This is a genomic window from Chryseobacterium sediminis (assembly GCF_008386505.1).
Classification (GTDB): domain Bacteria; phylum Bacteroidota; class Bacteroidia; order Flavobacteriales; family Weeksellaceae; genus Chryseobacterium; species Chryseobacterium sediminis.
On sequence record NZ_VUNZ01000001.1, the window covers coordinates 409009 to 422027 of the forward strand.

At 33.7% G+C, this 13019-nt stretch carries 6 protein-coding genes; 2 read left to right on the forward strand and 4 right to left on the reverse strand.

Going from position 1 to position 13019, the window contains the following annotated elements; translation table 11 throughout:
* Positions 1-56: 56 nt before the first annotated feature.
* From FW780_RS01730 to FW780_RS01745, 4 genes are all read right to left on the reverse strand, one after another.
* On the reverse strand, positions 57-1901 hold the full coding sequence (locus FW780_RS01730) for an ATP-binding protein (RefSeq protein WP_149831915.1): 1845 nt from the start codon (positions 1899-1901) through the stop codon (positions 57-59).
* A 2-nt stretch (positions 1902-1903) separates the two neighbouring features.
* Positions 1904-3103, reverse strand: coding sequence for an SIR2 family protein (locus FW780_RS01735; RefSeq protein WP_149831916.1), 1200 nt, complete (start codon positions 3101-3103; stop codon positions 1904-1906).
* Positions 3104-3491: 388 nt separating this feature from the next.
* A complete protein-coding gene (locus FW780_RS01740; protein WP_149831917.1) occupies positions 3492-7409 on the reverse strand; it encodes an N-6 DNA methylase in 3918 nt (1305 codons plus the stop codon).
* Between the two features lie 342 nt (positions 7410-7751).
* The gene (locus FW780_RS01745) at positions 7752-8000 is read right to left on the reverse strand and encodes a transcriptional regulator (protein WP_149831918.1); all 249 of its coding nucleotides are present in this window, start codon (positions 7998-8000) and stop codon (positions 7752-7754) included.
* A gap of 641 nt (positions 8001-8641) precedes the next feature.
* On the opposite strand from FW780_RS01745, the gene FW780_RS01750 reads away from it, so the two are divergent.
* Together FW780_RS01750 and FW780_RS01755 are read left to right on the forward strand one after the other, a co-directional pair.
* On the forward strand, positions 8642-11632 hold the full coding sequence (locus tag FW780_RS01750; protein ID WP_149831919.1) for a SusC/RagA family TonB-linked outer membrane protein: 2991 nt from the start codon (positions 8642-8644) through the stop codon (positions 11630-11632).
* A gap of 10 nt (positions 11633-11642) precedes the next feature.
* The gene (locus FW780_RS01755; RefSeq protein WP_149831920.1) at positions 11643-13016 is read left to right on the forward strand and encodes a RagB/SusD family nutrient uptake outer membrane protein; all 1374 of its coding nucleotides are present in this window, start codon (positions 11643-11645) and stop codon (positions 13014-13016) included.
* Positions 13017-13019: the final 3 nt, after the last annotated feature.

Below are 13019 nucleotides of genomic sequence, written 5' to 3' on the forward strand. Positions count from 1 at the left end.
TAAGACATAGGTAAAACCAAATTTTATAGAAAATTGTGGAGTTTTTAACTATCTGTCTAAATCCAATTTTCAATTAATCTTATTGTTTTATTATCTGGTTCGTTTGCTTTATCTATGGAAGAAATATCAACCATGATGGGTATTTGTAGGCATTGGCCAGCAATTATACATGTGCCGGTCGGCAAAATGGGTAATGATTCAAAAGAAACTTTGTCCAAGTATGACACAGTTCTCTCAACAGCAATAATATCATTATTATTAATTAATCGGTGTAAAATGAAATTGTGCAGTTGTGAAATAATAGTTGCAGAAATATCCGAAGGCCTTTGACTGGCTATTGTCATAAAAACACCAAATTTTCGCCCTTCTTTTATTATTTCCTCAAACGTTTCTAATCTATAGTCTTTCCATGTTTCACTTTCTCTTTCGGAAATAAATGAAAGGATATTGTGAGCTTCATCAACTATTATATTTAATGATTTTTCTTTTTTCCTATTGTATTTCTTATGTTCGGAGTAAAGTTTTTGTGATACAAGTAAGGGAATCATTTTCTTTATATGCGTGTTAGTTTTATGTAAATTAATAACACAAAAAAAATTATCATCCCAAAAGTCCTCTTCATCTAAATCATCTACAACTTTAATTACAGCATCAATATCTTTATAGAAACTTTTTAGTTTATTAATAACTGGAGAAATATGTTCATTTGCAGCTCTATTACTAAATATATCATGTATTAACTGTAAATAAAGGAAATGTATAATTCTCGAAATAAAGTCTTTGCTAAATTCATATTGATTTACTTGCTGGTAAAGTAAAGTTTCTTCTATTCTTTCTGGGTGACTTCGTAAATATGTTCTATCAAACATAAACTCACTTAGTTTATTATTAAAATCAACATCGCTAGCTAAATCAACTTCGATATTATCATCGTCGTATAGTGGAGGTAAAATTTCTCTAAAATAATCAAGAAGTAGCTCGGCTTTAACTTTATCAGCCATTTTATATACATCTTTAACCCTTTTTCTGAGGATATTCTGAAAATATTCTAAAGCATCTTCTGAATGGAAAATTTTTTTATAAAACTCTAGTGTTCTTGCTACAAATGGTTTTTGCGTCTTTTCCGTCGCATTTGCAATTATACTGAACAGATCTTTATCAAGTAAATCGCTTTCATAAAAAATAAGTTTATCCTTCTTTCTTATAGTACGAGTACTGAGATTGTAAATTTTTTTTTCTTCAATTATACTATATTTTGATTCATATTCTCCGTTAAAATCAAATAAAAGAAATTTTGCATTTTTTTTAAACTTTTCCTCGTGTTTAAATTTCATGAAAAGTTCATAGTATACTTTTGCCAAGGTATATGATTTACCACTTCCTGTGTTTCCAAAAATACCAATATGGCTAGCAAAAAGTTCGTTAATACCAATTTCCACATTTTGATTGGGCTCATGAGTTAGAGTTCCAATATTTAGTGGTAAATCAGTTTTTCCTACAAACTGGTGAACATCTTGAAATTCTTTTTTATCTAGCAGAAAACATTCGTTATTAATTAGAGGAAGCTCTTTAATGCCCCTTTCAAAACCACGTTTTGTAAAAAAACCTAAGAGTTTTACTATTAAGATTCGCTTAATTTTCTTTTTTTCATTTGTATAATTTTTATCAGTAAAATTGGAATCCTCATAAATATATTCGCCGTCAACTTTGCCGATGATACGATTAAATCCCTTTGTAATTTTAATATAGCTATTTACCGAAATATTTCTAATTATTTCGCCATTGTACAGTAGATGCGAACTATTTTTACTTTTATCAACTTCAATTTTTATCGTTCTACCTTCGACTGAAACTACTTTGCCAACTCTGAAAATAGAATCTTTTTGTAAATCTTTTTCCATTCCTACAAGCAATTAATATTATCCAACATTTTTTTAAATATGGTTTCATTGATGATGTTAAGATTAAAATTGTCAATCTCATTTAATAATTCTACATTATGAAAATCTTTTAAATCAATATTATCTAATTTAAGATTATTAACTATATCTGTTGCAGCTTTAGTGTAAGAAGAAATAAAAACTTTTAGAGTAGGATTAGATCTTATGGCTCGGAAAGTAATATCTCGGATATGCTCGTCTGCCATTGAAAATCCGAAAATAAATAAGACACTATTTTCTTTTTCTAGTTCATTAGCGTAAAGCCTTAACATTTCATAATATGATTTGTTGAATGTAGTATCTTTGAATTTTGCTTTTGTTGGATTTACAACTTGTAGCATTTCATATGCCGCAACGAAATCTGTAGTATCTATAATTGTTGTTTTTTCTGCTGCTTTAACAATCTCTTTAAAGGGAATATTTTTTTTGTATTTATTCCAATAATCGTTATCTAGCTTAATTATGTCTAAAAATTTAATTTTATTGTACTCTTCTTCAATTGAATAAATTGTATCAATATCATTAAACATTAATTGATTGTCCTGAAGTTTCCATGTAATTGATCCATGTATTTTTAATAGATTATAAACAGGGATTTCAGCAATGTTATCATAATGAAGACTTTTTTGATAAAAAGATTTTTTAAAATTACTTAAGCTAAAAGTTTTTTTGAAAACACCATTAAACCCGTCATTATAATGAAGATTTAGATCTTCGATCACTTTTTCTAAAAATATATCAATATTTGTTGTAAATAAGTTAGTTTGTTTATTTACTGTATTACTCCTTCTTTGATAGACTATTTGATTAATTAATCGAAGAAAATCCTTGTAACCTTTGTAGGTATTCTGAAGTTTTTCAGTATCATTTTTTGGTGTTGAAATTAACTCATCTTTAATTAACGCTACACTGTATAACATTATATTTTTCTGCATTGCTACAACAAAGTAACTTGCATATAAACTTGCTTTAATGTATTCTCTTAGATCTGCTTTTAATGAATTATCATTTTCTAATTCAGTGAGCCAAATTTCAATATTTCCTAAAGTTCCAAAAAAAGGATTTGAAAGGCCTGAACCAATCAAAAAATTTAGATTACAATCTTGGATCATATTCTGCCAAGTCTTCAACTTTTCATCAAATGAATTAATGGTAGCGCTCATGTTCTATGGTTATTTAGTATTAATCTGAGCGAAAAATATAATATTATTTGATTTAAGCACAGATTATATCAAAAATAAAAATATTTTCTTAGGTTTTTTACGGGTTACCATAATTAATTAGGAAATTTATTCATTTCTAGCTAAGTACTTGGTTGAATATGTATTTTTACCTGAAGAAAATTCAATGAATTTCAAATCAAAAAAACTCCAAAGTTTTCGACTTTGAAGTTTACTCAAAAATATTGAAAATAAAGCAGAATATATGTACGTTTCTTTATCTTCGTTTATATTTATCTAATGAATTATAATTACTTGGTTAATTTTACATTCTAATTGTCAAGTATTAAAAATAGCAAAAACATCTAATTATTGAATATCAAATCTGAATTCATAAAAATCTGTTAATAATTTCTTGTTTTTTTAAGTCTACTGTTTCGATTATTGCCTGTGCTATACCGATTTTGTTTTCTATTTTTTCAACTTCTTCAATTAGTTTCTTTTGTATCGACTTAGATGGAGCTTTTATAGAAATAGTATTTACACTATCCATTGATGCTCTATTAGCTCTTGAAAATCTAAGTCTTTCACCTTCAAGCTTTAAAACCCAAGATAAATACTTGGGATGAATGTCATCCTTTTTAATTCTTATAACACCACAATGGTCAGTAGGATAAAATTCGTAATTTGCGGGCAAACAATTTACCATCCAATCACCATCAATACCCCAGATAACACTCGAACTTGAAAAATCATCTAGTAATTGTTTATTAATAAATCCAAATTGTTGAAAAACGTTCGCACTATATACTGGGATTCCCAATCCATCTCTATTAAGTTCTTTTTTAAGAACTCTTTTTCCAATAGAAATTGCAAAATAGTCATTGTCGCTTATTTTGTATATCCTGTCTGCTTTCAGATAGGCTTCATTATATAGCGCTTCAAGTTTCTCTTGTTCCTTATCAATTGATTGTACAGCTTCAAAAAATTCTTTATCTATTTTAGTAAACTCTTTAATCAACTTTTTTTCAATTTCATCAGGCATTACTGGTATTTTTAAATTCGAGTAAAAATCCTCTGGAACTCTTCTATGCCCGCTGGATCCAGTCATGTTTTGCTCTGCTACTTTTCTGATATTAGGATTATTTAGAAGAGCAAAAATATATTTACTTTGCTCAGGATTATTACATCTTATAACATGAAATTCAGTACTTCCAAATCCAATTTCAGTTGGTAGATCGATTGCTAAGGCACATTTTCCGTTTTCCATGCAAGGTGTTATTTTTGCGATTAAAATATCTCCATTTTGAAAATAGGTATAACCACCGTTTTTAACGTCTTTATATTCTTTCTCCTCTATTTTTGAAATAAATCCTCTATCACTTACTGCAGCCATATCAACAAAACTAATTGTAGTTGCATTACTGATGTCCCTAATCTCGGTTTTTGAGGGATTTATGGTTGCAATAGTACTTAGTTTCACAAGATTCCATTTCGTTTGGAAGTTGTATGTTGTACTCGGAGTTAGAGTGATTGATTTATTGAAATTAATTTTTCTAAAATCTATCATTTCATATAGGGAAGATATGGATACGAAACTTTTGAGAGTTTCTGGAATAGTTATCTCTGCTTTTCCAAAGTTTTGCGCAATTAAAAAATTTATTTTTTCAAAGTTTTCATTATCTTGAGGATCATATAAAGGTGTATTTATATTATTTAAATTGTAAATATTGCTTAAAACTCTTACATCATCTTCTTCTAGAATTACGTCCCCATCCTCATTTTCTTCAATGTTTTCACCAATTATATCTTCTAACACTGAGTCACTAATGTATTTTATACCTTCCTTTCCTTTAGCACTGCTCCATTCATAGCCCAAAAACTCTTTCATCTCTGTAATCTTAGAAGGGCTTTTAACAATAAGGACTTTTTGAGGGTTTTGATTAGCTAATACAAAATAATATAACTTGTCCTTTTCACATTCCTGCACATACTGTACAAATCTTAATTTTAATTCAAGTTCTTGTTCATCTTTAGATAATGCTTTGAATGTAGACTGTTTTTTTCTGTTTTTAATCTCTGCCCAATTATTAAATTCTTTAAAATATTCTAGAAATATTTCCGAATCTAATAACTCGGAACTTGGACTACCCTTAAGTAAGGTTTTATAATGTGTCAGTGAAATTTCTAGGTGAATACAATAATGTTTTAATAAATGCTCATCCTCAAATATGCTATCTTTTGTTTCATCACTTTTAAACCATGAATCGATTCTATTTTTAAAATGATCAGCAGGAGCTGGCTCCTCTTTTTTTCTTCTTATAAAAAGAGTGACAGTATTTGTACCTGTTTTTCCAAATGTTCCTTTTCCAAATTCTGCAATTGCGATAATATCGAAATATTTAAGTAATATTTCTCTAGTCGCTACAAAGATATTAGTTGATTTTGATGTACTTTTTGTTTTTCCTTTTGTTAATATAGATGCTGGAACAATAATACCAGCTACTCCGTCAGGTTTTAATATTTGCTTGGCCCTTTCTATAAAAAAAGCTTCAATACTATTATTATTGGGGAAACTCTTTTCTCCAACAGTTTTTATCAACTGAAATTTTTTTCTGTCACTTTCAGACAAAGTTTCTAGAAACCCTTTTACACTATATGGAGGATTTGCAATTAAAATTGAAAAATCTTTTTCTTTTATGGTAGGTACATTCCCTAAGGCATCAGCATAAACAATGTTTATTTCATCTTGTCCGTACATAAAAGCAGATACTTTCGAAACTTTAGAAAGTCTATACTCTTTCTCAATACCTAAAATTTGTGAAAAATAGTTGCCAATCTCAGCATCTTTTATGTCTTTGATTATAGGCTTAATTTCTTGCGCATATTCATTTAAAAAATGTCCTGCTCCACAAGCATAATCAATTACCTTGGGAATTGAATCACCTTCTATAATAATCTGTTCAAGGGGTAATGATTTTAATATAAATTTAACGATTGGCATTGGGGTAAAGAATTGACCTTCAGATTGTTTAACTCCTTGGTCAAGAAATCCTTCGAACATATCACCTAAAAATTGATGCTCTTCATCATCCGATTTAAGTTTAATATCTTGCAGCATTTTTATAAGTGCAATTAAGACTTTAGTATTCTGGTGAAATAGCTTTTCATTATGAACATCTATGAATCCAAAATCATTATTATTATAGAATTTTAATTCTTTAAAAAATTTTTTTATAGTTTCTTGGGTTGCATCAGGATCTTTTTTGAAAAATCTAAAAGCTTCCTCAATTTGATTATTACTGACATACACTACATCCTCACCTAAAAATCGCTGCATCCCCTCTTGGTAGAGTCTTTGAAGTCTATCAACTAATTCAAATGGACTATCATAAGCAATTCCTTTCCAGTAGAATTTTAATTCTTCAGGATTATTTGTTTCATCAACTATTTTACATAAAAATAAATTTACTAATTTATCAAATGCATTTTCTCTACCAGAAACATTATGCTGTCTTAAGATAGTTGCAAACTGATGATATTTACCTTGAATATCTTTGCTACTGATTCTATCTAAGTCAGCAATGGAATATTTTTCTTTGCCAATCTCATATGCAGGTATGTCATCTTCGAATAATCCCTTTGTGGCATAGTCTTGGGAATAAGTGTTTTTCCAAGCTTTAAAAATATCTTCTTTATCTAATAATTTAGCTTCTGCATATGTTAAAGGCTGCTGATCACCACTTGAGAGTTCTTCTAAAAGCTTTATATTATCTTTTAATGTAAGTAGATAATAAGTTGGATGGATTATTTCGTCATCTATAAAGTCTGAAGTATATAATGCAACAAATTGCGTACTTCCTGCTTGTTTAGCATAAGATAATAATTGACCACCATTAATTAATGTTTTTTTCCATTCATCATCAAACTCTTTACCTGATGTTTTACATTCAATAATTATAAGTGATTTTTCAGAGTTATCTTTAATCATTATATCGGCACGACCTCCACTTGCACCATGCCCCACAATCCATCGTGGTTCAAGTTCAATATGTTGAGGTTTATAGCCTTTAGCAAAAAGTCTACTAACGCATTCAAGTACCACAAAATTTTCTTTATTAGCAAATGTAGTAATAAAGTCACCGCTTAAAATAAGACCTTTATCAAGAGGGTAATAAATTTTTTCCTGCTTAAAATCTACCTTGAGATAAGCATCTACATCGGGGAAAAATTTTTCAAGTACATATTTACTTTTTTCAATAAACCCGATTCTTTTTAAAACCTTTTTTAAATTTTCCTTATCAATCATCTTATACTCATCTAGATCTACAAAAGTATCAATTTAATGGATGAAATTTATGAAAATTTTTAATATATAAGGTGTAAACTACTCGTGTAATTGAGGATTTATTATGTAAAGATATAGTAATTAAAAACTTATAATCCCAAAAAAAATGCTGATATAAAAAATATACTTCAATTTTGAAATCTAAAAAAAATCCTTAAATATTTATATTAGGAAGATCTTTAAGATAATTATTATAACAGTATATCTAATCAGAGAAATAAAATTATAAGAAGATGAACGCTAGGAAAATGCTTTTAAACAATATTGTGAAATGGAAAATAAAATATCGACATTCTTAAGATTTTACTTATTTATATTGCGAAAAAATTCTTCTAAAGTGATTTCTTTTTTTCGACAAATCTTAGCAATAGTTTTTAAGGACATATTGTAATCCGTCTTTGATGTTCCTAGTGCAATATTTTTAATTCTTCGGACAGTACTTTCTTCGATATCACATTTCGATGCAAATTCTCTCTGTGATTTTTCTTTCGAAATCCAGTTTGAATTAATATACTTGCAAATTGCAATAATAACGTCTTTCTCTTCTTCCATTAAAACAAAATAAAGGAAAGACCAAAAATATAATGCGGTTTTTTGTGCGCAATAATAAAATATTATTATATTTGTAAAAGTGGTTACAATAAATGTAACTTTGCGATACTTCAAAGAAATATAGAAGCTATTGCTTAGAATCTTGATTTGAAAACTGGCACTTTTTAAAGAGACAAGAGGATAAGTATTTAAGCTCACGACCTAGGCGTGGGCTCTCTTGTCTGTCTCAAAGGTATGCCAGTACCTCAAATCGGATAATGTAGAGTCTCACGCCGTCTTTTTCAATGCAGTTCGCTTTATCTCTACATAAAAAATCTAAGCTCGCTTCCTAAAAATAGTATCAGACACGATACAATAGGAATGTACAACCTATTGCGGCTTTAAAAAGCTTACACGGGAACACAGATTTCATTCATATTAAATTCTTTCCGGTGCCTAAAGGTCACTGATTGCAGAACCTCACCAGTCCTTTTTCATACCAAAGGGCATCAGGAAAGTCTTTATCTAAAAAATGAATCAAAAAACTACTCAACTTAAAATCAGAAGAAAGAAAAAAGCCCCTTCCCATAGAGTTTGCAGACCAACGGGAAAGAGCGGAGTTCAGTATTTAATCCTTAAAAATTAAAAACCTTTACAAATCTATGAAAAATTCCTATTACCATATAGGAGGCATTTTCTTTGGGCTCATATTTACCGCTGTAAGCATTCATACGAAAGCCCAGACACGCACCATTTCCGGTACTGTCACCTCATCAGGTAAACCTTTACAGAAAGTCGTAATCTCCCAAGAGGGTAGTGATCAGGTAACGATGACCGGCAACAACGGGACCTATACATTACAGGTTTCAGCAGAAAATACCATCCTATTGTTCAGACACCCTGATTATGCTGAAGAGAAATTCACACTCACTAATCAGAAGGTCGTTAATATCAGCTTAGAACAAAAAGTAAAGGGAATCGAAGAAGTTATTCTCAACGCTGGCTACTACAAGGTTAAAGACAAAGAAAGAACCGGTAGTATCGCCAAAGTTTCAGCAAAAGATATAGAAAACCAGCCTGTCACCAATGTTTTATCAACCGTACAGGGAAGAATGGCAGGAGTGAATATCACCCAGAATTCAGGAGTTCCGGGAGGCGGCTACAGCATCCAAATCCGGGGACGTAACAGCCTGAGAACTTATGCCAACAGTGAAGTCGATGGCAGCCAGCCTTTATATATAGTAGATGGTGTCCCCGTGGGAAGCGGAATGACTGCTGCTTATGGTGCCAATATTTTGTCAGATGCCAACCTGAATCCTTTAAGCAATATCAGCCCCAATGATATCGAAAGCATTGAAGTTTTAAAAGATGCAGATGCGACCGCGATCTACGGTTCACGAGGAGCCAACGGAGTGGTACTGGTAACGACTAAACGGGCCAGGAAAGGAACTTTAGGGCTTTCCTTCAATACATCCTATGCGTTAAGCAGCAGCCTTTCCAATCTTACCATGATGAACACTGAGCAATATCTGGGAATGCGCAGACAGGCCTATGCAAATGATGGAATTACCGTATATCCGGCCACTGCTTATGATATCAACGGAACATGGGACCAGTCCCGTTATACGGATTGGTTCAAAACACTTCTCGGCAATACCTCTGTAACTTCCAATGTCCAGCTGTCTTTATCGGGAGGCGGGGAGAGGACCTCTTTTCTGGTAAGTTACGGACACAATGAGCAGACTACGGTCTTTGCCAAAGATTTCAGGTATAAAACCAATACCTTACTGGGTAACCTGTCACACCGCTCAGCAGACAACCGTCTGAACTTTACCATGTCAACACTCTTTTCAAAGCTGGAACATAATGTAATCAGTCTGGACAATACCGGCAGCGCTTTGTTTCTGGCTCCCAATGCTCCCGCTCTGTACGATTCAGGAGGAAATATCAACTGGCAGAACAATACTTTTGATAATCCTTTGGCTGCCTATAACAGTACTTATTCCAACAACAATGTGCAGTTCATGAATAACTTCACGGCGGATTACGAACTTATGAAAAATGTACAGGTCAGACTCAATGGAGGAATCAGTTACCAGACCTTTGATGAACTGTCATTGCAGCCCAGTACGATCTATAACCCATCATTAGGGATAGGGCCTGCCAATTCCAGGGCGTTACAAAGCAATAAAAGCAGAATGTCCTACACTTTGGAACCGCAATTGAACTGGAGCTTTAAAAAAGATAGCCATCAGGTGGATGTCCTGGCCGGAGGTACCTATCAGAGTGATCTGAATACTCAGGGTGCCATACAGGGATATGGTTTTACCAGTAATGCATTTATTGAAAATATTGCCGCAGCTACCACAAAACTGATCTCGGACCAGACCAAAACAGAATATAAGTATACAGCCGTCTTCGGAAGACTTAATTATCAGTTTGACCATCGCTATATCATTAATATTACGGGCAGAAGAGACGGAAGCAGCCGTTTTGGAACCAACCGTAAGTTTGCGAACTTCGGGGCGGTGGGAGCGGCCTGGCTGTTCTCCAACGAAAGCTTTATGAAAGAACTGTCCTGGCTCTCCTTTGGAAAGCTGAGAGGAAGTTATGGCTCATCCGGAACTGATAATATTGGGAACTACCAGTATAACGATACGTTTATCACTTCTACCTTAGGATATAATAATGTAACAGGACTGGTTCCTTCCAAACTTTTCAATCCTAATTTCAGCTGGGAGAAAACCGTCAAATTAGAAGCCGCACTCGAAATGGGATTCTTTAAGGACAGATTTCATGTTACGGCATCTCATTACCGCAACCGTTCATCGAATCAACTGGTAGGCTATCAGCTTCCATCGGTAACAGGGTTTATTTCAGTGCTGGCCAATCTGGATGCCACCATTCAAAATACGGGGTGGGAATTTGAGATCGCGGGCCGTCCGTTTACCGGAGCTTTTAAATGGGAAACATCTGCCAATCTGAGCATTCCGAAGAATAAACTTCTGTCGTTCCCGGGACTGGAAGGCTCTACCTATGCCAACTCTTATGCAATTGGGCAGCCTGTGAATATTGTAAAATTGTATCATCTGGAAGGTATCAATCCTCAGAACGGTCAGTATATCTTTTCGGATTACAATGGCGACGGCAGGATCAGTTCCCCTGATGACAGGCAGATTATTAAAAATATAGGCGTAGAGTTTTTCGGGGGTTGGAGCAATAATTTCAGCTATAAAAATTGGTCGCTGTCACTTCTTGTCCAGTTTGTCAAACAGCAGAGCCGCAATTTTAATTATCAGATGTCTTCCCCCGGACTGATGCGGAACCTTCCTGTAGAGGCCTTGAATGTCTGGTCACCCGACAATCCGAATGGATTGTATATGCCGTATCATGCTACCGCATCACCCCTGCACAGTTTATTTCAGATGAGTGATGCCACCGTGTCCGATGGGTCATTCATCCGGTTGAAAAATATTCAGCTCAGCTATCGGATTCCTCTGCAGGGGAAGCTCATCAGAGAAGCTAAGATCTATTTTCAAGGGCAGAACCTCTATACCTGGACCAAGTATTTCGGGCTGGATCCGGAGTTTTCATCTTTAGGATTTCTGCCGCCTCTAAAAACGTATTCTTTCGGCATGCAGATTAACTTTTAAAACCAGTACAATGAAACTTTATAAACAATTCTATATCATAACAGGATTTTTAATACTAAACAATATGAGTTCCTGTGAAAAACTGATCGAAGTAGAACTGCCTTCCAATCAGATTGCTTCAGATCAGGTATTTGTAGATGTACAGACGGCAGATGCTGCTCTGGCTGGATTATATTCTGGACTGCGCGACAACTCACCGTTTGCAGGAGATCAATCGGGCAGACTATTAGGGCTTTACACCGATGACCTGGATTTTTATTCCACTACGGCAACCAATGGACTACCGGAGATATCCCAAAACCTTCAGAACGATTCCAATGTCAGTATTTATACAGACTGGTCAACTTCATATAAGCAGATCTATGTGGCCAATGCCATACTGGAAGGCATTGAAAAGTCAAAGTCTATTTCCCAGGCAGACCGCAACCGAATCAAAGGAGAGGCATTAATGGTCAGATCCATGCTGCTGTTATACCTTCAGCAGGTATATGGAGATATTCCTTATCCGACAACTACCGATTATCAGGTTAATCAGTCGATTTCAAAAACTGATAAGGCACAGGTGCTTATACATCTGAGTGAAGATCTTAAAGAATCCATCAGCCTGCTTCAGGACAACTACAGAAATACGGAGAGGATCTTCCCTAACCGTAAAATGGCGGAACTGCTATTGACTAAAGTCTATTTGCTGGAGGGAAGATGGGGAGAGGCTGAGTTTCTGTTAAAGGGCATTATTCAAAGTCCGATGTACCAGTTTCAGAATGATATTACCAAGGTCTTCATCAAATCCGGTTCGCATATTCTCTGGCAGCTGAAACCTAAAAATTCCGGTGACGGCACCAAAGAGTCCGGAATCTATTATTTTAACAATTCTGCACCTTCAATGACCGCTCTCAGTACTGGTCTTGTCAATGCATTTTATCCCGCAGATCTCAGAAAACAATACTGGATGGCACCGGTAACTTTTAACGGAACAACCTGGTACAGAGCTGAGAAATATAAAAACAGGACAGGGAATACAACGGAGTATTCAATTATTGCCCGGCTGGAAGAAGTATATCTTCTTTTAGCTGAGGCTTTGGTACAGCAAAATAAAATAGATGAAGCCCTTTTTTACCTCAATAAAACCAGACAGAGGGCAGCAATAGCATCATTAGCTTTGCCTTTATCAAAAGAAGAAGCACTCAGTGAGATCATATTGGAAAACCGGCGAGAGTTTTTTACAGAGATGGGACATCGTTTCTTCGATTTGAAAAGAGTCGGAAAGCTGGATACATCTATACAGGGAAAGCCTAACTGGAAGTCTTTTCATAAACTATGGCCAATTCCCCAGCAGGATATTTTGTTAAATCCCAATTTAAAACCTCAAAATGAAGGCTATTAAAAT

What these genes read in the sequence shown, in the direction of transcription:
- FW780_RS01730 (WP_149831915.1), bottom strand. Translation starts at nt 1,901, where the DNA reads ATGGAAAAAGATTTACAAAAAGATTCTATTTTCAGAGTTGGCAAAGTA.
- FW780_RS01735 (WP_149831916.1), bottom strand. Translation starts at nt 3,103, where the DNA reads ATGAGCGCTACCATTAATTCATTTGATGAAAAGTTGAAGACTTGGCAG.
- FW780_RS01740 (WP_149831917.1), bottom strand. Translation starts at nt 7,409, where the DNA reads ATGATTGATAAGGAAAATTTAAAAAAGGTTTTAAAAAGAATCGGGTTT.
- FW780_RS01745 (WP_149831918.1), bottom strand. Translation starts at nt 8,000, where the DNA reads ATGGAAGAAGAGAAAGACGTTATTATTGCAATTTGCAAGTATATTAAT.
- FW780_RS01750 (WP_149831919.1), top strand. Translation starts at nt 8,642, where the DNA reads ATGAAAAATTCCTATTACCATATAGGAGGCATTTTCTTTGGGCTCATA.
- FW780_RS01755 (WP_149831920.1), top strand. Translation starts at nt 11,643, where the DNA reads ATGAAACTTTATAAACAATTCTATATCATAACAGGATTTTTAATACTA.